This is a genomic window from Paenibacillus oryzisoli (assembly GCF_001653565.1).
Classification (GTDB): Bacteria; Bacillota; Bacilli; order Paenibacillales; family NBRC-103111; genus Paenibacillus_E; species Paenibacillus_E oryzisoli.
Genome location: NZ_LYPB01000092.1, coordinates 301,293 through 324,315 on the forward strand (window position 1 = coordinate 301,293; position 23,023 = coordinate 324,315).

26 protein-coding genes are annotated in these 23,023 nt (G+C 44.8%); 6 read left to right on the plus strand and 20 right to left on the minus strand.

The features are described from left to right. Positions 1 to 16 precede the first annotated feature (16 nt). From A8708_RS32760 to A8708_RS32790, 7 genes are all read right to left on the minus strand, one after another. Complete coding sequence (locus A8708_RS32760) at positions 17 to 2,248, minus strand: DUF4129 domain-containing transglutaminase family protein (protein ID WP_068670925.1); 2,232 nt, start codon at positions 2,246 to 2,248, stop codon at positions 17 to 19. After that, complete coding sequence (locus tag A8708_RS32765; RefSeq protein WP_068670926.1) at positions 2,241 to 3,527, minus strand: DUF58 domain-containing protein; 1,287 nt, start codon at positions 3,525 to 3,527, stop codon at positions 2,241 to 2,243. The genes A8708_RS32760 and A8708_RS32765 overlap by 8 nt, the downstream gene beginning before the upstream one ends. A gap of 4 nt (positions 3,528 to 3,531) precedes the next feature. Continuing rightward, positions 3,532 to 4,491: an AAA family ATPase gene (locus A8708_RS32770; protein ID WP_068670928.1), complete on the minus strand. Its 960-nt coding sequence runs from the start codon at positions 4,489 to 4,491 to the stop codon at positions 3,532 to 3,534. 318 nt (positions 4,492 to 4,809) lie between these two features. Continuing rightward, positions 4,810 to 5,160, minus strand: a complete 351-nt coding sequence (gene spoVAE, locus A8708_RS32775; protein ID WP_068670930.1) for a stage V sporulation protein AE — start codon at positions 5,158 to 5,160, stop codon at positions 4,810 to 4,812. Next, positions 5,157 to 6,176: a stage V sporulation protein AD gene (spoVAD, locus tag A8708_RS32780; protein WP_068670932.1), complete on the minus strand. Its 1,020-nt coding sequence runs from the start codon at positions 6,174 to 6,176 to the stop codon at positions 5,157 to 5,159. The genes spoVAE and spoVAD overlap by 4 nt, the downstream gene beginning before the upstream one ends. 4 nt (positions 6,177 to 6,180) lie before the next feature. After that, on the minus strand, positions 6,181 to 6,651 hold the full coding sequence (gene spoVAC, locus A8708_RS32785; RefSeq protein ID WP_068670934.1) for a stage V sporulation protein AC: 471 nt from the start codon (positions 6,649 to 6,651) through the stop codon (positions 6,181 to 6,183). Positions 6,652 to 6,675: 24 nt separating this feature from the next. Next, positions 6,676 to 7,536, minus strand: coding sequence for a DUF421 domain-containing protein (locus tag A8708_RS32790; protein ID WP_338044254.1), 861 nt, complete (start codon positions 7,534 to 7,536; stop codon positions 6,676 to 6,678). 193 nt (positions 7,537 to 7,729) lie between these two features. Here A8708_RS32790 and A8708_RS32795 point away from each other — a divergent pair, with 193 nt between their 5' ends. Then, positions 7,730 to 7,936 (plus strand): DUF1657 domain-containing protein, encoded by a 207-nt coding sequence (locus A8708_RS32795; protein WP_068670936.1) that lies wholly within the window; start codon positions 7,730 to 7,732, stop codon positions 7,934 to 7,936. 167 nt (positions 7,937 to 8,103) lie between these two features. Here A8708_RS32795 and A8708_RS32800 read toward each other — a convergent pair whose 3' ends face one another. From A8708_RS32800 to A8708_RS35720, 9 genes are all read right to left on the minus strand, one after another. Continuing rightward, entirely contained in the window at positions 8,104 to 8,244 is a 141-nt protein-coding gene (locus tag A8708_RS32800) for an N-acetylmuramoyl-L-alanine amidase (RefSeq protein ID WP_068670938.1), read from the minus strand. Between the two features lie 29 nt (positions 8,245 to 8,273). Then, positions 8,274 to 9,032: a C1 family peptidase gene (locus A8708_RS32805; protein WP_068670940.1), complete on the minus strand. Its 759-nt coding sequence runs from the start codon at positions 9,030 to 9,032 to the stop codon at positions 8,274 to 8,276. 120 nt (positions 9,033 to 9,152) lie between these two features. After that, positions 9,153 to 9,881, minus strand: a complete 729-nt coding sequence (locus A8708_RS32810; RefSeq protein WP_068670942.1) for a DUF6081 family protein — start codon at positions 9,879 to 9,881, stop codon at positions 9,153 to 9,155. Positions 9,882 to 9,911: 30 nt separating this feature from the next. Then, entirely contained in the window at positions 9,912 to 10,838 is a 927-nt protein-coding gene (locus A8708_RS32815) for a prenyltransferase (protein WP_068670944.1), read from the minus strand. Positions 10,839 to 11,014: 176 nt separating this feature from the next. Continuing rightward, positions 11,015 to 11,341 (minus strand): L-rhamnose mutarotase, encoded by a 327-nt coding sequence (locus tag A8708_RS32820; RefSeq protein ID WP_068670946.1) that lies wholly within the window; start codon positions 11,339 to 11,341, stop codon positions 11,015 to 11,017. A 25-nt stretch (positions 11,342 to 11,366) separates the two neighbouring features. Further along, the gene (locus A8708_RS32825) at positions 11,367 to 11,684 is read right to left on the minus strand and encodes a cupin domain-containing protein (RefSeq protein ID WP_057314467.1); all 318 of its coding nucleotides are present in this window, start codon (positions 11,682 to 11,684) and stop codon (positions 11,367 to 11,369) included. Positions 11,685 to 11,815: 131 nt separating this feature from the next. Beyond that, positions 11,816 to 13,321, minus strand: a complete 1,506-nt coding sequence (gene melA, locus A8708_RS32830; RefSeq protein WP_068670948.1) for an alpha-glucosidase/alpha-galactosidase — start codon at positions 13,319 to 13,321, stop codon at positions 11,816 to 11,818. A gap of 106 nt (positions 13,322 to 13,427) precedes the next feature. Further along, positions 13,428 to 14,372, minus strand: a complete 945-nt coding sequence (locus tag A8708_RS32835; RefSeq protein ID WP_338044255.1) for an AraC family transcriptional regulator — start codon at positions 14,370 to 14,372, stop codon at positions 13,428 to 13,430. Between the two features lie 75 nt (positions 14,373 to 14,447). Continuing rightward, complete coding sequence (locus A8708_RS35720) at positions 14,448 to 14,615, minus strand: hypothetical protein (RefSeq protein WP_157265157.1); 168 nt, start codon at positions 14,613 to 14,615, stop codon at positions 14,448 to 14,450. 194 nt (positions 14,616 to 14,809) lie between these two features. Between A8708_RS35720 and kduI the strand changes: the two genes are divergently transcribed. The 4 genes from kduI to A8708_RS32855 are packed head-to-tail and all read left to right on the plus strand — an operon-like array spanning position 14,810 to position 18,076. Further along, positions 14,810 to 15,643: a 5-dehydro-4-deoxy-D-glucuronate isomerase gene (gene kduI, locus A8708_RS32840; RefSeq protein ID WP_068670950.1), complete on the plus strand. Its 834-nt coding sequence runs from the start codon at positions 14,810 to 14,812 to the stop codon at positions 15,641 to 15,643. Positions 15,644 to 15,678: 35 nt separating this feature from the next. Continuing rightward, on the plus strand, positions 15,679 to 16,434 hold the full coding sequence (locus A8708_RS32845) for a DeoR/GlpR family DNA-binding transcription regulator (protein ID WP_068670952.1): 756 nt from the start codon (positions 15,679 to 15,681) through the stop codon (positions 16,432 to 16,434). A gap of 55 nt (positions 16,435 to 16,489) precedes the next feature. Continuing rightward, a complete protein-coding gene (gene kduD, locus A8708_RS32850) occupies positions 16,490 to 17,242 on the plus strand; it encodes a 2-dehydro-3-deoxy-D-gluconate 5-dehydrogenase KduD (protein WP_068670954.1) in 753 nt (250 codons plus the stop codon). Further along, positions 17,243 to 18,076: a sugar phosphate isomerase/epimerase family protein gene (locus tag A8708_RS32855; protein WP_068670956.1), complete on the plus strand. Its 834-nt coding sequence runs from the start codon at positions 17,243 to 17,245 to the stop codon at positions 18,074 to 18,076. A gap of 104 nt (positions 18,077 to 18,180) precedes the next feature. On the opposite strand, the gene A8708_RS32860 is transcribed toward A8708_RS32855, so the two are convergent. From A8708_RS32860 to A8708_RS32870, 3 genes are all read right to left on the minus strand, one after another. Further along, entirely contained in the window at positions 18,181 to 18,654 is a 474-nt protein-coding gene (locus tag A8708_RS32860; protein ID WP_068670958.1) for a GlcG/HbpS family heme-binding protein, read from the minus strand. Positions 18,655 to 18,837: 183 nt separating this feature from the next. After that, entirely contained in the window at positions 18,838 to 19,053 is a 216-nt protein-coding gene (locus A8708_RS32865) for a hypothetical protein (RefSeq protein ID WP_068670960.1), read from the minus strand. Between the two features lie 450 nt (positions 19,054 to 19,503). Then, positions 19,504 to 20,505, minus strand: coding sequence for an LLM class flavin-dependent oxidoreductase (locus A8708_RS32870; RefSeq protein ID WP_068670962.1), 1,002 nt, complete (start codon positions 20,503 to 20,505; stop codon positions 19,504 to 19,506). A 209-nt stretch (positions 20,506 to 20,714) separates the two neighbouring features. On the opposite strand from A8708_RS32870, the gene A8708_RS32875 reads away from it, so the two are divergent. Further along, complete coding sequence (locus tag A8708_RS32875) at positions 20,715 to 20,909, plus strand: hypothetical protein (RefSeq protein ID WP_068670964.1); 195 nt, start codon at positions 20,715 to 20,717, stop codon at positions 20,907 to 20,909. A 240-nt stretch (positions 20,910 to 21,149) separates the two neighbouring features. Here the strand turns inward: A8708_RS32875 and A8708_RS32880 are convergent, their stop codons facing one another. Next, positions 21,150 to 22,901, minus strand: a complete 1,752-nt coding sequence (locus tag A8708_RS32880; RefSeq protein ID WP_204787688.1) for a cache domain-containing sensor histidine kinase — start codon at positions 22,899 to 22,901, stop codon at positions 21,150 to 21,152. Positions 22,902 to 23,023 lie beyond the last annotated feature (122 nt).

A 23,023-nucleotide genomic window follows, 5' to 3' on the forward strand; every position in this document is an offset into this window, starting at 1 on the left:
GAGTGGCTTCGGTTCATCATTTAATTTGTTCTCTGACACGAACAATCAACTGGTTCGCCTGTTGATATTCGACTTCAGACAGGGCAAGTTGACTGTATTTGGCACGTTCAAACAGTTCAATTAATGCATCCAATTCTTTCTTCATCCATTTACTCTGTGTTGACCATCTTGTTGTTGCTTCACGTACTGTTTCAAACTCATATCGGGTGTACCCTCTACGACGACAAGCACGGAGCATTTTTTCAAATTCAACGATAATTTTCTGATTAAAATTCACAACTTGCAGCTGCTTCCTGCGTGCACGCCAATTATGCCATGCTTCGCTTCTAAGGATGAAGAATACAGCGACACTAAGAAGTGCTGCAACAACAACGCCACTTAGTGTAAGCCAGAGCCAAGTAAAACTTGCGGCTTCCGTCGTTTCTTCAGGCACAGTGGTCGTTTCTGTATCTGTCGGTACATCTTCGACAACAGGTGCTGCTTCAGGGAAGACATTCGGCAATGCAAACCCTGAGGTTGGCTCAAAAGAAATCCAGCCAAAACCTTCAAAATAAACTTCTACCCAAGAATGTGCATCTGAGTTGCGGACCGTGTAAGTACCAGCACCATCAAGATCAATCGTTGCTCCTAATTGACTTAATATCCCCTGATCGCGGATGTCATCAGCGATAGAAGAAGCGCCTGAAGAATAGCCTTTCACCCATCGCGTAGGTAAGCCAAGCGACCTAGTGAGTACGGCCATTGCTGTCGAGTAATAGTCACAATATCCTTGCTTCACTTCGAATAAGAAACGATCCACGAAATCTTTGCTCTTCCCTTTCGTTTCATCCGGCGTATTCGTATAAGGATAATGTTCGGATAAATACTTCTCGATCAGCTTAGCTTTATCATACGGATTGGTCGCAGATTTCGTAATATCCAGTGCTAATTGCTTCACTCGCTCTGGTAAATCCACGGGTACTTGTAAATATTCAGCCCATTCCGGCTTATTTGTGAAATCTTGCTGCGTTTGGCGTAATAAATCTTCCTCTAGAATCGGCTCTTGGACAACGATCGAATAGTCCTTGGGATAATTCGTTCGTCCCGTAAATCGAAGTTCCGACTGTCGCGGTGTCCATATGATACGTTGGAATGGATTCTCACCTTGATTAATTTCTACGATCTTCTGAATCGCATAACCCCCGAATAAAACCGGGAATGTCTCATCTCGATCCATCACGACACTTTGTGTAACTTCTTGCGTCTTCAATTGCGACACATCAAATCGTGGATCTAACGGCAAGGGATTTAAATTCACGCGGTATGCAGGCAGCCTCTTCTCCGTTGGGCCAAGCTCCCACCCTTTACCGTTATACATGGATCGGGTTTCCCCTCGAAAGTAGGTCCGTTTGGTGGATTCAACAGTCATCACCGGGGTGTAATCAAACCGGAACCCGCCACCGAGGCGGCTGTCATCTCGACTATAGCCGGATGAGGCATCTGCGGTTGATGTGGCAATGCTAACACCTTTGCCGAGCAAAGGCACGGATTCTCCACGACTCACTTTCCAAGCTGTATAAGGATCTGTCAGTATAGGATTGACGGTCGGAGCGAATATGCCTGCTAAAGTAATCACACCGATTAGAATAAGAATAGGAACGGTGAATGATGACGGATAATCGGAAATCGTTTCCCAAACGTCTGGCGCTTTCTTCTTAAGTTGGGAGAAATGCCTCACAATTAAGAGCAAGAATCCACAAAGCATTATCATCGCTACTTGTGGCCATAGAAAAATCATACTGAAGGAATCACGAACTGCAAAAAACAAAATGCTAACAAAGATAAGGACCACAATGCGAAATCTCGATTGAATGGACCACATGGCGAATAAATAAATGATCCATGCTCCCAAGCTAAACCAAATATAAGGTTCAAGCTGCCCCGCATTCTGTCCGATGAAACGAAGTGCTTCTTTCCATGTTGTAATCTGTACAGCTACCCAGTGATAACCCATACTCAAGCCATGGAACCAAATAATAAGAACGAATTGGAGAAACGCTCGCCATCCGTCTTTTATTTTGGGAATACAGTAAGTCGCTGTTGTAAGGACGATGGTCCAAGTAACGAAAGAAACCGTTTCTGGAAGCCACAAGCCATCTTCTTTCATTATCCAAATCAGAAATTGGTAAAGGAATATCCCCACGAATATCGCAGAAACACGCATCGCCCAATCCTTGAGTAGAATTCTGCTCCACCATGTATTAGGCATACCGTTTCGCCCCTCCCAAAAGGTTGGGCAAGTCCGTTAATTGACAGACTTCATACCCCATATAGCCTTGCGAGCGAATCGCCTTGATATAATCCTCATGAGCGGAAATACGATCCACACCTTGGGGACGGAAAGCTTGATCTTCTTGCGTATGAACCCAAATATGACATGGCTTCATTTGAAGAAGCGCCATTTGCTGGAACATCTGCAGCATTGCACTCCCTTTTTGCGGTGAAATGAGTACAATTAAACTTCCTGCGGGCCAATCCTTTGAGCGTTCCTTCATTATCTGGCCAAGGGTCTGATGCCCATCCGCATCAACACCAACGAGATGTTTAACAATTTCCTTGTAATGATGCTGACTGTGCTTCGGTTCAAAATAAGTAAATTCCTTGCCGATCGACAATAAACCAAGTGCCATTTCACGTCCAGTTCCGTATCGGAATAAGGAAGCCGCAACTGAAACAGCTAATTCAAATTCTGCAGCATCGCGGTATGCTCGAGCAGTTCGATCCAACAAAATGATGGTTTTCGGCAGCGATTCTCGCTCGAACTCTTTCGATTTCCAAGTTCCTGTCTTCGCAGTCGCATTCCAGTGAATACGCGAAAGTCGATCGCCATAAATATATTCACGAACGCCATTAATTTGCGTCGTTTCCCGATGTGCGCTCGTCGCCGTTGAGTGATGCTGCATGCCTTTGAGCATTTGATGAAATTGCGCCCATTCACGAATTGCAACCGTTTGTGGATACACAGTTATCGGTTGTTGCAGATCTAATCGACCCTTGTGCTGAAAGAAGCCAAATATGTCTTCGGTCAAGCATTCCGTTTCTCCGAAACGATAGTACCCTCTCCGCAGTGGCGGCGTGCTATACGTGAATTCACCCCGACGTTTCCAGTCTGGCACGATCGAGCCTTCGAAAATAGATTCGTCCCCGTTCTGACGGATTAGCTGGTCTTTAATCATGACATAGGGAACTGGCCAATAGCCTGGTAATTGAACACCGAGACCAATCTGCAAAGATTGCCCTGCCTCCAACTTAGCTTCAACGCTGGTATTGGTAAACTTCCGAGTCCCTTGCACACGTCTAATGCCGCTCCAATTCCCAGAAAGCAAATAGATCGCCAAAAAAGTCATTGTAATGAACAACATGGAAGCTAGCTTGCCACCTTGAAATAACATGAATAACAAGCTAGCCACCAAGCAGGTCATAAGTAGCCAAAATGGTGCCGGAAGCCGAGGAAATTCCCCGAATCGTTTGAATACCGGTCGTTTCATAGGCTCACTTCTCCAATCTTACCGGAACCCGTACTCCTTCAAAAATCGTCGCGAGCACAGAGGCAATACTGACACCATCCATACGCGCTTCCATTTGAAGGATCATACGATGACCCAGTACAAAGGGAGCTAAATATTTAATATCATCTGGGATGACATAATCACGACCATGTAGAAAGGCATACGCTTTGGACGCTAATACCAACGATAGTGTAGCCCGTGGACTCGCACCGAGGAAAACCGCGTGATGTTCCCGTGTTTTTCTCGAAATGGTAACTAAATAATCCGCTACTGCTTCATCCAGATGTATTTGGCGAACCTGCTCTTGAATGTCAAGAACTTGCTTCGTATCCATAATAGCATGAAGCGCTTCCATCGGATGTACTTTACTTTGGGAAGCTATCATCATTTTCTCGGCGGCTTCACTTGGGTAACCTAAGCTCAACTTAATCATAAAACGATCTAATTGTGCCTCTGGCAATGTATACGTTCCCTCAAAATCAATCGGATTCTGCGTTGCCAGCATGAGGAACGGGGATGGAAGTTCATGCAAATCACCATCAACCGTAATATGTCGTTCTTCCATCGCTTCAAGAAGAGCAGATTGTGTCTTGGTTGTGGCACGGTTAATCTCATCTACGAGTAAAATATTGGTCATGATCGGTCCCGATCGGAAAAGAAATTTCTCTTCTTTGGGGTGATATATAGATACGCCAGTTATATCCGTTGGCAATAAGTCCGGGTTACACTGGATACGGCGAAATTGCCCGTTGATCGATTTCGCCAGCGCTTTAATGAGTACGGTTTTACCTGTCCCTGGGACATCCTCAAGCAAAACATGACCACCTGCCAACATCGCAGTAAGCAACAATTCAATTTCGGCACTTTTGCCAAGAATACATGATTCCAAATTTGATTTCAGCCTAGCTAGTACTTCTACATGACGCTGAGTGGCAGTTTCCATGTGTTGATCCTCCTTAGAGTTTTGCTTGCAAAACTTGTTTCGTAAGCAATACAGAATTTCCGCTGATAACTTGTATCGTAAACTATGCTTATTTGTACGAACCTGATTCATCTTCTGTTTCGCTCAGAAAACAAACAAAATGTACGTAAATCTAGTTTACAGGAAAGTTTTTCTTCCGTATACTTGTAAATCCTCTAAAGTTATTTGTTAAAATTAACCACGTAAATGTGCCTTAGACAACTACTCCTCTATGCAAAAGAAAAAGACGCCTCGCGGCGCCTGTGTTCACCAAATATTTAGCCTTCCGTACCCTTCATTTCAACCCTTAGGTTTCACAAACAAGGCAGCTAAAAAGGAGAAAATGATCGCGGCGGATATACCCGCACTGGTCACTTTGAAAATGCCTGTAATAATGCCTATATAGCCATCTTTATGCAACTCTTCCAGCGCCCCATGAACAAGCGCATTTCCGAAGCTCGTGATCGGTACCGTCGCACCAGCACCAGCAAAGGCTATCAGTGGTTCATATAAATTGCAGCCATCGGCGATGGCCCCTAGCACAACCAACGTACTCATCGTATGGGCGGGTGTTAATTTACCAACGTCCATCATTAATTGCCCCAGTACACAGATGGCTCCTCCAACAACAAATGCCCAAAAAAAGCTCATAGGTATAATCCTCCAGACTCTATGGAAACAGCATGTGCGATACAAGGAATACTCTCACCTTGTTGAAAAGAAATCGGTGAAAGCAAGGCCCCAGTAGCAACAACGAGAATTCGTTTCAGTTCTCCCTTTGCCATGCGTTTTAATAAATGTCCATAGGTAACTGTAGCAGAGCATCCGCAACCACTTCCTCCTGCTTGTACCGTTTGCGTTTCTCGATCAAAGATCATTAATCCACAATCACTATAGGTGGTCTGTTCGATTGGGAATTGATGCTTATGGAAGAGTTCGCGCGCAATGCTCGTTCCAACTGCAGCAAGATCGCCTGTCACGATGAGATCGTAATAGGAGGGTTCGCGATTCAATTCACGGCAATGTGTTTGGATCGTGTCGACAGCGGCAGGCGCCATCGCAGCGCCCATATTAAAGGGGTCCGTGATCCCCATATCCACGATACGTCCGATCGTGGCCGCGGTGACGACCGGACCGTCTCCGCTCTTCCCGAGTACGGCGACACCAGCTCCGGTGACTGTATACTGCGCCGTCGGCGGCTTCTGCGACCCATATTCCGTGGGATAACGGAACTGCTTCTCCGCCGTGCAGTTATGGCTGCACGTGCCAGCCATGACATGATTGGCTGCGCCAGAGTCGATGAGTTGAGCGGCTAGCGCCAGCCCTTCCATCGACGTGGAGCATGCACCGAATATCCCTAGGTAAGGGATATTCAATGTCCGCGCAGCGAACGTGTTGGAGATGATCTGATTCATCAGATCCCCGCCAACATAGAATTGGATTTGGCCGTCGGTAAGACCGGCCTTCTTCAGTGCAAGCTGAGCCGCTTCTTCTAGAAGCGCTTTTTCAGCCTTCTCCCACGTTTTTTGACCAAGTGTTAAATCACCGTGGACAATATCGAAATCTTCATTAAGCGGTCCCTTCGCTTCATCAGGTCCCACAACAGTGCCTGTCGAAAGAATGACAGGCCGATTCTCAAATAACCAGCTTTGGTGCCCCTTCAGCATCTCGTCAGCCCCCCGTGAAGATCAGATGTGCGATCCCTACAAAAAAGGCCGCCACAGTTCCGAATACGATAACAGAACCCGCTAATTTAAACATGTTACCGCCAACCCCTAACACAAGACCTTCCGCACGGTGTTCAATCGCCGCAGAACATAGTGAATTCGCAAAACCTGTTACAGGGACGGAAGTTCCGCCGCCTGCCCACTGTGCAATTTTGTCGTAGATGCCAAAGCTTGTTAAAATAACCGAGATAATGATCATGACAGCCACAGTCGGATTGCCGGCAGTCTTCTCTGTAAATCCGAACCAATTTATGAACATATGCATAAAGCATTCACCGATTAAGCAGATGGTCCCACCTACCAGAAAGGCTCTGACGCAATTTTTGAGTACAGGTCGTTTAGGTTCCTGTTCCTTAGCTAGTTTCTGGTACTCCTGTTGGGTCATCGTTAAGTTTTTCTTCTTGTTGTTAGGCATGACTATCTCCTATTCCCTCAAAACCTAAGCTCTGAGAATCGTATGTACTTGCTGAATAACTTGTGTTAACTGAATGGAACATGTTTCATACAACTGCTTAGCCTTAGCATTTTGCGTCGTTAAGGAGTATAACTCGAGATCTGCCTCACATTTCTTCAAACATGCTAGTACGGCAGGTCGTTCAGTAGATGCAGGTATAACTAATTTGTCATCAAAAAGATCAACAGTTAATTGACCATCTGTATCTACTTGTCCAAGAAAAACATTTTCTTTCGCTACTCCCAATTTTTCAAGCTCCATTTGCAGCCAACCTCGGCCTTTTCCTGCCGCAGCTAAGGGCTCATTTTGAATTACTCCGTCCATAATAACCGCTTGCGTGGGTTTCTCAATTACCTTCTTTAGGCCTATATGCTTAGGGGTTAACGGTTGATTCTCTGTCTTCAGCAGAATACTCAAATCACCACTGGACTCCAGCATCGCGAATTCCACATCCGCCACCCGAAATACCCCTTTCGTACGCAACTGTTCGAGTAATTCATCACCTGTGTAGCGTTCTTTTTTTAAATTACCTTCTAGGATCTTCCCATCCTTAATGAGAACTCGTCCATTGCCTTCAAACCATAAGCGTAGCGTCTTGCTCTTTAAGGTGAAGATTTCCAACACGAAAGGAACAAGCACCCATACCAATATTGCAATTACACCATGTACATAATTAGCTTCGACATCGGTTGAGATGTTCCCAGCTAGATCTCCAAGCGTTATGCCAATGACATATTCAAAGAAAGTGAGCTGAGAAATTTGTTTTTTACCTAGAATCCGTGTTAATACGAACAGAAACATTAAGGTACTTAAGGCTCGTATCGCAATAAGTATCCAGTCCGGCACACCATTCCTCCCCCTTCTTCAACTTTCAATATCTACATTATGTGCCATTTGGACCCTAACTATTATTGCGCTAAATTGGATTTATTTGTTAACATGAGTCTCTTCAATCACGGGTATATTAACAATCGCAAACCAAAGCAGGTGCAAGACATCTGCCCTAAATCCATGATTAAGAAAGAGGAGTGTTTACGATATGACAGTAGCATCAGACGTAAAAACAACCTTAGCATCTTTAAAAAGTGCCCAAGCCAGTCTTGAAACTTTCGCCCTAAGCACACAAAATCAAGAGGCTAAGCAATTGTATGAGGCCGCCGCCCAATCCACGCAGCAAATCGTTGATCAAGTTGCGGGTCGGGTTCAGCAACTAGAGAATGAAGAGCCACAATACAAAGGTTTTTGAACGCCAAACAGCCGCTGCGAAGCCTACGCAGCGGCTGTTTACTCTTTGTCATATGAATAAACTAAGAAATAGGATAAGCAATACGAATAATATGAGAATAAGCAATCTCAGTCGGTCTTTTGGCATGAGTGCCGTCCCTCGCTTCATTAATTTTGCACCGTTTATACTCATTGCGGCGGTTGTCCTGATGCTTTTCTCACTTCATTCGCTAGTCGATTAAATTCCTTCTGTGCTTCCGGATCTGAGGTCGCGAAATAGGCAGCAGACAAGAAAGCTATTATCTTGTTCGCATCTTCCACAGTCATCATTGCAAAAGGCCTCCTCTAATCAAACATATTTATTTGCCAGTCCAGTAATCAAAAGTCAGTGATTTATTTCTGAAAAAAGAATAAGGAATGTAGCAATAACCTGCATCTCCCCACGCCGTTCCCCATGAGTTACGAGCTATAATGACACCTTTTCCTTTGTCCTTACCATCCCTATACCCAACAGCAAGCAGCGCATGACCGCCAAGAAGTCTTTCTTTCTTCCGATTGGGGTAAGGAATCTTACCCGTTGTTGATGCTGTCTTATTCTCGAATGAGGCGTAGAGCCATATACCAAATACCACAGGCGATCCATCCGCGAGCGAAGCCTTTATTCCGGCTAAATCATGGATGCGATGATAACCGTCAATACGATAATATCTAGCAAGTGTCTCCGCTTCATAATTCGGTGTATTACGAAAATTTGCAATCTCATAAGGCCATACTTCCTCTGGGCATACACCTGTTTTATGAAGTACTTTGAGCCCATCACGGATTGTAGCCCCTGCGTCCTGGTCAATCGTGTTCTCAAGCTCACGTTCATGCCAGTAATGGAATAGACGTGATAAACGTGTTGGGTTCTCTTCCTCCGCGCGCAGCCAGAACTCTCGCAGTCCACTTACAATAGCATTGGAAGTACATGAACCCAGAGATCCTTGATTGACGATCGGAGAGAGTTTGCTTCGCAAATCGATTCTCTTTGGCAATTGCGATTCCCGAATATAATTGACACTCCTGTATGTGAAATCACGAAAATCGCGAGGATCCTGTTTGACTGTGTATTTCCGCATACCTGTACCTCCTAAGAAGCCTAATCGCCGAGTACTCCAGTGTATTCACCCATAGGCAGGAGCGTGCAAAAAAGAGCCCGACTTCATTAATGAAGTTCGGACTCTTCAGTATTCATCCTCTTATTCCGTTACTGTAACCGTTACAGGCGACCACTCACCGATAATTGTCTGCCCATGTAAGGAAACACTGCCTTGCGGTGTTAAATCCTTCTCGGTCATCATGCCTAAGGCAACTGTAAAACGATTGAATTTGATCGGTACATTCTTTTCACGCCGCACTTCCACACCATTCACATAGAAAATGACTTCGTCATTCCCGCGCTGATACGTAATTTTGTACGTATTGAACTCACGTGGTTGGAAATCTGTTTCCTCTTTGAAAATACAGAAGAATCGCGTTTTGTCCGTCTCTGGCACTTGTACACCAGGGAACGGAAGCACCGCATATACACTCGCATATTTATCATTGCCCGCAAAGAAATCCAGCGCTGCACCTGTTGTAAAATCAAGCAAATTCAAGGAAACGAAGCCATCATACAAATCATTGGGCTCTGTGTTCTGCGTGCGTGCACGGATCTGTAGCTCGAAGGAAATTTCTCCTTCTTCGGGCACTTCCACCTCTTGAGCAGAATAATACATATGCTTCGCGTTATCTAGAAACTGAACATAGTCATTTTTGCGGCTAAGCGTCGCACGTGCATACAGAATGCCGTTACGAACAATAATCGTCGCATTCGGTTCTCTGAATTCCCAGAAGGAGCCATCCGGCATCGGGAATCCACCTATTTTCCAAACTTCACCTTCCGATAAGATCGTGTGAAAATCACCAATTGTCCATTGTTTGCTCATCTCGTATGACCTCACTTTGTTGTGATTAGTTTATTGAATAATAGCTTGTACGACCAATGCCAACATCATGATTAAGCCGCCCCTAGTTGTTGCTTGGAGCGATGCACCCATTAAAGGCAGATAGGCAGGAGAAGGATTCTCTGACTTCAAACTACGATATACCCTGTAAAATGGCACGGCTGTCACTAGTGCTAGAAGGGTATAGTAAGGGAACACATCCATCCCTACGCACAAAATCAAACTCAGATATGACAATGCAAATAAAAATTTGGAGAATACGAGTGCTCGCTTCTCGCCCCAGACAACGACTAACGTTCGCTTGCCCGCACTTTGATCTGCTTTCCAGTGAAGGAAATGATGATTAAATAAAATTAAGGTAGTCAATAAGCCGATTGGCAAAGAAAGCATAATGGGCCGATAATCTACTTGCATGGTCTGCACGTAATAACTGCCTAGTGTTGGTAGAACACCAAATGAAAGCAAGATCGCAATCTCGCTATATCCCTTGCCGCGATAACCAAATTTGATAGGCGGAGCCACGTAGAAATAGGCAATCAAAGCACCTAAACCACCGAATACAAGAACGAGCCAACCGCTGCTAATACTTAAGATCAGACCACAAATAAGTGCTATAGCAAAAAATGACCATGTTAAAAAACTAAACGTTCGCTCAGGTATCGTGCCATTGGCCAGGAAACCTGAATTCGTCGAAATCGTTGAGGCTGTTTCTATAGCTGCCGTATCAATACCATTGCGAAAATCCCATAAGTCATTGATCATATTCGAGAATAAGTGCGCAGCGATAGATCCAATGAAGGTTAGAATAAAAAGAAAAGGATGAAATGTATCATTCCACACGATAGATCCTAATCCGCCCAAAACAACGGGAATAACCATGACTGGAATAACCCGAAATCGTGATGCTTTCAATAATAACGTTAAGTTGAGGTTATTCATTTCTCACGTCCCTTTCAACGAAAATTGCTCTGCTATTCATACTATCCCAATCCTAGTAGCACTTCAAGTAACTTTCTATTCCCCCAAAACCACCGTATTCCAGCTCTGGTAAATAGTCGGAAAATGAAACAAGGATGCTAGAGTCATCTCTAGACATCCTTGCTCAAATTATCATTTTATTTGAGATAGAAAACTTCACGCATCGGCGTAATCGGTACGGCTTCACGGAAATCGAAGGAACCTACAACCATTTTGGACGTTATGGCATTCCAGCGATTACATGCATCACTCTCTGCAAGATAAGCGAACGCAGCTTCTACATCATCACACAGGAATACATAGAAAAATTGCGCGCCATTCTGAAAGATGGAGTAATCTCGGAATCCCGCTTTACTATGTTCTTCCATAATTTCTGGCCAAGGAGCTAAGTGCATCTTCACATATTCCTCAAGATCTTCTTCGCGAATCGTCCATGTCCAAGCAAATTTACCGCTATTTTGCATATCGTTCAGCCCTCTCTGCAAATGGTTATCTTTTTACCAAATCTTCTCGAATCGGTGTAAATACATCTAGAAGTGCGGAGTCCTCCAATGCGGTAACCCCATGCTTCGCCCCACTTGGTATATAAATCGTTTGACCTTGCTCAATAACCGTAACAACGCCATCGATTGTGAATTCAATTTTACCTTTTAAGCAATATGACATTTGTTCATGAACATGGCTATGCTGATATCCAATGGCCCCAGGTTCAAAGTGAACCTCCATCATCATTAAACCTACCTCTGCTTTCAAAATGCAGCGAGTCACGCCTGGTTCTGCAGCTTCCCATACGCCAATATTAGACATCTGACTTTCCCCTTTCGTTATACAACGCTTCCATCCAAAATAAAAAAAGAAGGACCGCAAGCAGCCCTTCACTTACCTAGCAATTATACTCGAAAAGCACCCAAATGAACATACTTGAAAACAAACGAACATTAGGCTGTTGTCGACGCACGATCCTTTCCTTTGTCTGCTTCACCTGCGTTCTTATTCGCTGCTTCACGATCTTGTTGCATATCAGCGACCGTTTTCACCTTCACACGAGCAGCTCCTTCATACTCACGCGTCGGAATGAGGTTGCCCGCTGCAAGACGTTGTTTGGCTTCAGCTATCGCGGCACTATATTGCGGCAACCATGCCTCTTGTGCTACTAACATCTCGTCAACCATTTGCCAAATTTCCTTTGGATTGCAGACAGCTCCTACGAGCGGATCCATCATAAAAGCTTGACGCAACAGCTTATCATCTCCATGAACTGCTGCCTCTACGGCTAAGCGCTGAACAGAAATGGAGACATTACACACCGCCGCTGGTCCTAGTGGCAGTTCACCAACATGCGGCATGGAAATGCCGTTGCGATCGACATAGCCTGGTGCTTCAATAATCGCATCATCGGGTAAATTCGAAATCACGCCCCTATTGACCAAGTTAAAATGACCACGGTAGACGCGTCCTGTTTCTAGGCCCTCGATAATGTAGGAACCGTGTTCTTCACTTCGCTTCTCGCTCGCATAAACGAATGCCGGATCCTTCATCCAATTCGGGAAATCCGTTTCGAACCAACGTCGACCCTCTGTGCACACTCGCAAGTATCCACCTGTTTCACCGTTAATCCAAGACCCCATATCAATCCAATCTCCAATTTCGCTTGCCCTTTTCCGATACCAAGGAACATATTCGCTCAGATGGCCATTGGACTCCGTACTGTAGTAGCCAAAGCGGCGCAGCATATCAATGCGAACCTTCTCTGTTCGTGCATACTCGGCATGATTTTCAAATGCTTCTAACAGGCCTGCCGTCAAATCCTTCCCTTCATGGGAAGCTTGGATATACCAGGTTTGATGGTTAATGCCTGCACAGATAATGTCCACGTCTTTCTTATCCAAGCCATACACGTTTGCAATTTGATGATGGCCATGCTGGACGCCGTGGCAAAGACCAATTGTACGAACACCGCCATATTTGTTACAGGCCCATGTTAGCATGGCCATTGGGTTGGCGTAATTTAACAACGTAACATCTGGCGCAGCGACTTCGCGAATATCTTGGCAAATGCGAAGCATTTCAGAAATGCCGCGTTGACCGTACATGATGCCACCTGCACATAATGTGTCCCCTACGCATTGATCGACACCATATTTCAAGGGAATATCCACATCTGTTGCAAAAGCCTCTAGACCACCTACTCGTATTGTACAAAGCACATATTTGGCCCCTTCTAGTGCTTCCCTGCGATCCGTTGTGGCTTGGATCTCAATCGATAAGCCATTCTCATGGATATCACGTTGACACAGCTCTGTTACCATCTCTAAATTGTGCGAATTAATGTCTGTAAAAGCCACTTGAATATTATGAAATTCGGGTACAGCTAATAAATCTCGAAGTAGTCCACGTGTAAATCCAATACTCCCTGCGCCAATAAACGCTACCTTAAATGCCATATTTATCGCCCTCTCTATCACTTCGTCTACGCTCACATTGTATCAAGCAATAGAGAGAAACCGTTATCAAATTCCTAACTTGATTGTTCTCCAAATGTCAAAAATTCTAACTTCCTTCGGGATACATATGTTTGTGTGTGTTTATTGACTTACGATACTCCGTAGGCGTTAAGTTCGTATGCGCTTTGAACAGCATATGAAAATACTGCCGGCTGCCCACGCCAATATAATCCGAAATATCTGCGATCGGAATGTCTGTTTCGAGCAACAACATTTGTGCTTTTTCCATTCTGATTTCCGTTAAGTATGTCATTAGGGTTTGTCCTGTTACCGTTTTGAATACCCGTTGTAAGTAGCCTGGATGTAAGTTCACAGCCCCCGCTATTTCTTTCACTTGAATCTCACGATCATAATTCTGGTGCATATAATCCATGCTTTTCTTCACATACCATTCGCTTTGTACCACACTGCTATTGGCAGATTCACGACTTAATCGCGCGATTCGGATCAACAGTTGCGCAATTAAGAGTTGAATCATGCTCTCGCTCTTGTCAGCCTGTTTATCTAGCTCGAGCACCAAACTTTTCATCACATGATAAACTTCATCAGGATCCCGCAGCACCAAATAAGGGCTCTGAACCTCCAATAAAGAGTTCAGCTGCTTCTCGTCCGCGGCAAGTAGTTGCAAGGAGGGCATCACGCCTTGATGCGGCGTTAAGCGAAATTCCACATTGAGCATGCGACACGGCTCCTCATCTTCAACAATAAGACGATGCGAAACATTTGCATTGAGGAGTATGAACTCCCCTTTTTTTAACCTAACCCGCTCAGTTCGTGTTGAGGAAAGCTGTATCTCTACTTCACAGAACCCTTGAATCGTATACATAATTTCTGTCGCATCATGACGATGAAAGGGCATATGAAAACCTTGCCATTGTTTAAAATAATAAGCGACCACCTGTGGATGACAGGGATGCTCCGGCAACAAAGCGGGAAATAATCGTGTCGATTGTGGCATCGGTAACTCCTTTGTATCCGTTCTTACTGTCATTGTACTCCCCTGTACACGAAAATAAAATCCCTTCGCGAGGAAGGGATTTATCTTCAATCAGATGGAATTGAATTCTCACTCTATTCCTTCGTTGTCGTCATCGTTCGAGAATGAATGTCGCAAATTATCCACGATTTCTGCCACAGCTTCACTAATCATATCCGTTGGAGTCGTATCTTCCTCATCAGGCTGAGTTGGAATTGTATCATTGCATACACGATCGAAATAGTGACTTTTATCCATTGGAACACACCTTCTTTCCCAAATGTCCACTCGTTTGATTGTTTTGTGCAATTCGTTTAGTCTTTATTCACCACATTGGCTTTTTTTGAAACTCTTCGTAAGTTCATCTTGCTTTCATTTCCCTTATGGAGTAAATTAAACCTATATGAACGTATATCAACATAAATAAACCAACTCTAAGGAGAGATTAACCCATGGATATTCGCTATGCATCCCACCCGAATGAAGTTAAGCAATTTGATACTGAACGCCTGCAAGCAGAATTTCAAATTCAATCTCTATTTACTGAAAACCAAGTGACATTAGTATACTCCCACGTTGATCGTTTCATCATTGGCGGCGTTCTGCCAACAACACAAACGCTTCAATTAGAAGCTGACACCAAAGAAATGGCTGCTGACTATTTCTTAGAGCGCCGCGAGATTGGTATTATCAATGTTGGTGCTAGAGGGACAATTACTGTCGATGGTACAGCATATACAATGGATTCCAAAGATTGTATTTACATCGGTCTAGGTTCCAAAGAAATTTCTTTCGCAAGCGATGATGCAGCCAATCCAGCCAAATTCTACTTCAACTCCACACCAGCTCACACGACGTACCCAACTGTTAAAGTTGCAATCAGCGAAGCGACACCTGCTCACCTGGGCAGCATCAATACGTCTAATGAGCGTACAATTTATAAATACATCCACTTGGACGGCGTTCAAAGCTGTCAACTCGTTATGGGTATGACACTATTAAAACCAGGTAACATGTGGAATACAATGCCATCGCATACACACAACCGTCGTTCTGAGGTTTACTTCTACTTTGATATGCCAGAAGATGCGGTTGTCTTCCACATGATGGGCGAGCCGCAACAAACACGTCACGTTGTTATGCGCAATGAGCAAGCGGTTATCTCACCAAGTTGGTCCATTCACAGCGGTGTAGGTACGAACAACTACACATTTATCTGGGGTATGGCTGGCGAGAATCAAATGTTCAACGATATGGATGCAGTTGCTATGCAAGATTTGAAATAATCGGTAATCTCATTAGAAGAACGGATGAAACTAAGGTGAATCCTTTACGCAGATATGAAACGATCATGGAAGTTCTGCTCGCTCAGAAAGAAGTTACTGTGAATGAGTTGAGTGAACGTCTTGAAGTAACAGGAAAAACCATTCGCGAGGATTTGGCCAAGCTGGAAGAAAAGGGGCTGCTTATCCGCATTCATGGCGGTGCTATGCTAGCTCAAAGTGATCAGTTAGGCATTCTCTCTGCGAAAGAACCGAATATCAAGCATGCTGACAAAAAATCGGAGATTGCCTCTCTCGCACTCCGATACATCCAACCTCGCGATATCATCGCATTGGATGGCGGCTCAACAACACTTGAAATTGCTAGGCGGCTGGATAATCAGCCGCTTACTGTTGTCACTAACGATTTATATATCATCTCCGAACTTGTCCATAAAGATGAGATTCGGCTTGTCGTGCCCGGCGGATATCGTCTGCGCAACATGCTTGCCGGACCTGAAGCTGTGGACTATGTGCGTGGTCTTAACATTCAGAAATCGTTTATTTCTGCCACTGGTGTGCATCTGCTCCATGGCTTTACGATCTATACGAATGATCTTGTTGAGTATAAACGTGCCTTGATCAGCTCCAGTGCAACCGTATATGGGGTTATCGATCATTTCAAATTCGGACAGTGTGCATTACGAACATTCGCATCCCTTTCGGAGGTATCCATGATTCTAACCGATAGCGGGTTGAGTGAGGAAACGGCACAGCAGTTCCGCGACACGGGCATTGGGATTGAAACACTTTAAGTGCAAATTGCAAGATGAAACCTACACATTTCTTTTTTGGGAAAAGGAGTATGTCATGACACTTTTTAATCTATCGGGTAAAACAGCATTCGTTACAGGTGCATCAGGGGGCCTTGGCCAAGCCATGGCGATCGGACTTGCAGAAGCTGGCGCGAACGTAATCGCGGTTTCCTCTTCTGAGAGCGTCCAAACGGTTGAAGCGATTCGCGCTTTAGGCGGCAAAGCTGAGCTTATCGCAGCTGATTTAAGCAATGAAGATATCCTTGAAGATGTTGTTGCTAGAGCGATTGGGATTTACGGCAGCATCGATATCCTAGTGAATAATGCGGGCATAATCCGCCGTACACCAGCCGTTGACCATGCGCGTCAAGATTGGCATGATGTGATTGACCTGAACTTGAACTCCGCATTCTTCCTGTGCCAACTGATCGGACGCCATATGATCGAGCGCGGCAGCGGCAAAATTGTGAATATTGCTTCCATGTTGACCTATCAAGGTGGCATCAATGTACCAGGGTATACAGCAAGTAAACATGCGATTGCTGGGGTGACGAAAGCATTGGCGAACGAGTGGGCTGGGAAAGGCATTCAAATCAATGCCATTGCCCCAGGTTACATGACGACGAATAACACAGCGCCTATTCTCAAAGATGAGAAGCGTACAGCTTCAATTACTGAGCGTATTCCGGCGGGTCGTTGGGGTTCACCAGAAGATTTGAAAGGTCCCGTTGTGTTCTTGTCTTCAAGCGCATCCGATTATATGAACGGACACGTGCTTTGCGTGGACGGCGGCTGGATGGCTCGATAGATGGGCATCGGGACACTCGCTCATACCGTCGGCCATCTGCCCTTGAAGGAATTGACCGCGAAGTTAAGCGGACGAGGCATCGACTTTGTTCAATTAGCGCTCAGTAAAGCGATTAGCGATTATGATTTAAGTCTCGGGAAATTAAGTCCAGCTCTCGCCAACCATATTGGCGAGCAATTTCATCGCGCAGATGTGCGGATTGGCGTGCTTGGTTGTTATATCAATCCCATACATCCCGACCCGCATCAGCGCCGTTATGAAATCGATAGATTTAAGGAACACTTGCGGTACGCTCGTGATTTCGGAACATCCATTGTAGCAACTGAAACAGGCGATTTAACGACATATCTTGCGGATGATGCTAACGGGTATGAGGCCAAAGGATGGTCCATCCTGAAGCAAACCGTTGAGGAATTAGCCGAAGAAGCGGAGCGTTGGGGTGTTCATATCGGATTAGAGCCGGTTTTCACACACACGTTGTCTAGCACTGAGAAAATGGCTCGCATTCTGGAAGAAGTACCATCAAGCACGATAGGTGTCGTTTTCGATCCGGTCAATTTAATTCCGCCGACTGTTGTTGAACCACGGGATCAAGAAGCTTTCTTGGATCATGCCTTCGCAACATTTGGCAACCGAATTGTGTTGACTCATTTGAAAGATTACGAAGTGAACAATGGTCAGAAGAATGAAATCCCATCCGGTAATGGAATATTCGAGACAGCAGCTTTCTTAAAAAAGTTACACTCGTATAAGCCTGGTGTGGACATTTCATTAGAACGTCTTGAAGATCACACGATTGAAGAAGCCTTCACTTATGTTAGAAACCTTTTATAGAAATAGCTACTAAGAAATAACCCCGATTTCTCTCTAATGAGAGGCGTCGGGGTTATCTTTATAAGGCAGTTGAGACGTATCCTAGCGAGCGGATGCTGCCCTTCTTACTTTTTGATATCCGCATCGGTAAGTACTTCGAATCCTTCGCCTAAATGCCGCTGCAGCGCCTTCAAGGTCGCGACGCCAACAGCGATATCCTCTTCACCAGCTCCTCCGCTTACACCAACCCCGCCAATGACTTGACCGTTAACCACGATGGGAAAACCACCTACGAAAATCGCAAATTTCCCCGGCATCATCGCATGAATGCCAAAGGCCTCTCCATGGATTGTCGCTGGCCCTCCAGGCTGATTAAACAGGTGCGTCGAACGCCTATGCCCACTTGCCGTAAAAGCTTTCGCCATGGCTAGCTCAGGGCTCGTGTTGCGCGCCCCGTTCATTCGCTCTAAAGCAACTAAATAACCGCCATCGTCGACGATACAAATCGTTTCTGCCGCTCGAGCTTCCTCAGCAGCTTCAATACCAGCAGCAATCATCACCTTCGCTTCCTCGATTTCTAGCTTCAAGACGGATCGCATGATGCATGGCCTCCTTTGTCGAACCTTATCCGCTTGGTACATCACAACTTCACCTTCGGCACATTTTTCATTTATATGGCGTTTAAGGCGGAAAAAGTCGCTTTATTGACTAGCTAAAGAGAATTATGACATTAAAAAAAGCCTTCATAATCTCCCAGCAGGAGGTTCTTAGGCTCGTTATGACTACTTATTCGGCTGTTGCGCGCGAGCAGGTCGAGTTGGGCGCTCTACCCAGTTCTCACGGCTCATGCGTTTCACTTGATTAATCGGATTGGATAGATCAATCACTTCTGCTTGGAAAGGTTGCTCTGCTGCAAGCTTCTCTTTGTACCCCGTACCAGGCGCTGGCCCGCCTCCACCATTCCGTTTTCCCTTGTTCCATACGCGATTCTTGCTCATGCCACCACTCCACCGTTTTTTGTTTAAGTGTAATGGCAGTTAGTCAAAAACGCAAATGCGGTTTTCGGAATGTCGCTGGTTAGTTGTGCGTGAGACCTTCCTCCTGCCACTCACTCTGCAAACTAACTGGAAAATATGTAGCTAATTTCATGCAAAATCGCTGGTTTATGAAAATAACTGGAAAACCTACATCTAATCTTCATCGATTGGTTGAAATGGTAGCAAATCAAAGAAATTAGCAACATAAAATCCAGTTAATTCATATTTCCGAGCAATTTGGGTAAAAATAGCTGTACTTTTTCCAGTTATTGTCGCCCATCGTGGCGAGGAGTTTGGCAATTGCGGGGCGCGACCTTGCAGCGATGGACTATTTGACAACTGCGGGCGTCCCAGCAGGGATGGCCTGTTTACAACGTAAGCTCACCGATTGGCTGCAGGCGCTCCCTCCTCTTATAGATCGAACGCCTTCGCCAGCAAGCGATATGAATGCAATCGCGCTTCGATGTTATGAATCGGCGAAACAACCATGATTTCATCTGCTTGGTACGCTTCATTTAACTTCAAGATTTGTTCCTTCACTTGCTTCGGCGTGCCAACGATTCGTCTGTGGCGACCATTACGAATCATGGCATAGTCATTCTCAGTATAGGGATAATTGAGTGCCGTATTCACTGAAGGGAATGATGGAAGCAGCATCCCGCGACCTAAAGACAAGAAAAACAAATCTGTGCTAAGTGCAAGTTGATTCGCTTCTTCTTCCGTATCTGCACAAATGACCAACACCGCTGCTAAGGAGTGCGGTTTCTCATTCAAGATCGACGGTGTGAAATGCTCACGATAAATACGCAGCGCCTGCTCACAATCCGCATTCCCAAAAAATTGTGCGAAGCCGAAAGCAGCCCCCTGATCAGCAGCAATTCTTGCGCTGTCATAGGAAGAGCCGAGCAACCAAATTTCCGGTGCCGTCGGAATGATTGGCGAGGCATGAAGCGACGCGAACCTATGCCCCGCTGGAAGTGAATCATATAAATAACCCGTCAAATCAGCGATTTGCTCAGGATATGAGTCTACGCTTGTATATTTACCCTCTTGCAGTGCTCGCGTGGATATCGGCATGCCCCCTGGTGCACGACCTAACCCAACATCAATGCGCCCAGGATGAAGCGCTTCGAGTAATCGGAAGTTCTCAGCAACTTTATACGCACTGTAATGCGGCATCATGATACCACCAGAGCCAAGACGGATGCGCTCTGTTTTGGCTGCCAAATGGGCAATCAGCACCTCTGGACTTGAATGCGCCAAGGCTTGTGAAGCATGATGCTCCGACACCCAGAAGCGACTGTAGCCAATGCGATCTGCTTCTTGAGCAAGTTCAGTCGTCTCAGCCAACGTCTGCGCGGCATTACGACCTTCTCCAATTTGTGATTGATCCAAAATACTTAATTTTAACACTTGAAATCACCTCCATATAACTGTAACATAAAAAAGAACAGAATAGCAAAACCATCTTTGCTAGCTTATTATCTTCTCAAAAACAGTTTATTAATATGAAATTCATTGAAAAATTCATAAACTGACAGAATCTCTTATTTTACACCTCTACCAAACTTATCCATAAGATGGTATTTTATTATATACATCCTAGCGAAGGAGCGAAGAACATGAAAACTATTTACGAGAATTATAGAGGATTTAAAATCAATAAAGATAACAGTACCTATAACGCTATTCATGCGGATCACATTGTATTTACTCAATCACCGCTTAGTCAGATTCTAGATTCCATTGATCATTATATTGAAGTCATGGAAGGTTCAGATTCACAAGGTGATTTGTCTTCCTTTCCGCAAAATTAAACTTATAGATCATTTCCACAGATGTGGATTGACTAAACCATATCAACGCATCTATGACACAAATAACGCTAACACTAACTAGCGACAGGTTTGTAATGAGAAGATAAGCCGCGGTAGAGCTACGGCGTCAAGAACGTTGATGCAAAAAAACGCAACTGTCCCCAGGAGACGGTTGCGTTTTTATCATATAACGCCATACTTTCCATTTTCCCCGCACGAATACTTAATTGGCATAAACGCCTACTTCAAATCCGTCTCATCCAACACCGCAGGAATCTCAATCCAAGCCCTTACCCCCTGTTCCTCCCGCAACGCATACTGCAAACCGAAACCTTCCCCGAAATGCAGTTGGATTCGCTTTTGCACATTAATAATACCAAATCCCTTATTGCTCTCTTTGCCTTGCAAAATCGCATTCAGCATCCCGATATCCGGTAGGCGATAGCCGTTATCTTCTACGCTAATAATCAGCTTACCTTCGGTATGCTTCACTTTGATCCAGAGCTCCCCCTCATGACTCATATTCTTGATGCCATGGAGGATCGCATTCTCAATAATGGGCTGCAGGAGCACCTTCGGCATTAGATAGCGTTTGGCCTCCTCCTCGATTTCCCAATATGCCTGAAATGCATACTCATAGCGGAACAGTTGGAGCCTGACGTAAGCCTCTGCATGATTGATTTCTTCCATGACTGGAATGAGCAGTTTCCCCTTGCTAAGTCCAATTCGCATTATCAGCGACAAATCCTTAATCATTTCCGCCGATTCAGCTGCCCCTTCCATTAACGTGTGCCAATAAACGGACTCCAGCGTGTTATAGAGAAGATGTGGATTGATTTGTGTATGCAATATCGACAATTCAACTTCCTTATGTTTGAGTTCAAGCTCATATTGATCATATATGGTCTGATTTAATCGGTTAGTCATACGAATGAAATGATTGCTCAGCAGCACAATCTCATTTTTACTCTCTGCATGCATGGTTATGGCCAAAGGTTTACCTGGGTGATACGAATTCGTGATGCGAGCTAGTCGAGAAATAGGCTTTAGAATCGATTGAATGAAATACATACTTGCCAAAATTAGAATGAAGAAATATATCAACATAATCCAATCTACTAATCGTTGAACACTGATATGATCGATAATGATTGACTGGACTGGAACACGCATGAGCAGCTTTGTCCCCGTTATTTCACTCGTATGAATGACTGACATGATCTCATTGCCGTTCTCAATTTGCTTATAGACTCCTTCTTCCTTGCCTGCGGGCACACCAATCTTCGAGCCAATACCGAAAGCTTCGCTATTCGTCGCCAGAACTGTATTATCGGGATCTAACAACAGAATTTGCGCGTCTTTATACTTGTCAAAAGGAACGAAATCCATCTGCAACGGCGTCTCAATGCCTGATACAACCAAGTAGCCAATAACCGTTTCACCGTTATAAATACTGTTTAACTGCCTTAAGTAAGCTACTGTTTGCGTGTTATTTGGATTGTATCCGAATTTATCAATGACCCGAATAATCCCTCTGCCTTTCGCATTGCCCACCGCTTTATACCACGAAAGATCCGTCATATCCGTCGAATAGAATACCCCGTTATTCAACAGGTCTGAATTCGGGACGAAAGAATACAATTTATCCTTATCCGAGAAAAAGAGTGAGTACCGTACAGCATTCGTTGAATAGTTGTTTAAATATTTATCTAGCGCTTTGAAAATCTCAAATCGCTCATATTCCGATGATGAAGGGACGCTTACTAATTGTTGGATTTCTTGCGAAATCATGATTTTCTCCGTTTTTTCCTCAAAATCGCTGCTCTCCCGGTCTAGTGTCAAATGACTCCCCCGAACTAATTGAAGCAGTGCAGTTCCTACTTGCTCCTCCGTAATGGACTCAAGTTTCTTGGCAACAACCAAATCCAACACCAGTGTCGGAATCACGACGAAGACGATAAGCAGCAGGATCAACTTTTTCATCAGCTTCATATTTTGCAGCATTTTGCGCATCCCTCTTACCATCCTTTCAAAAACCTTTCCATCCAGGGGCCATATGCAGCACCGCGGTTAGCTGAGCTATCAGTACGTTCGCTATACCCGAAAGAAACTCC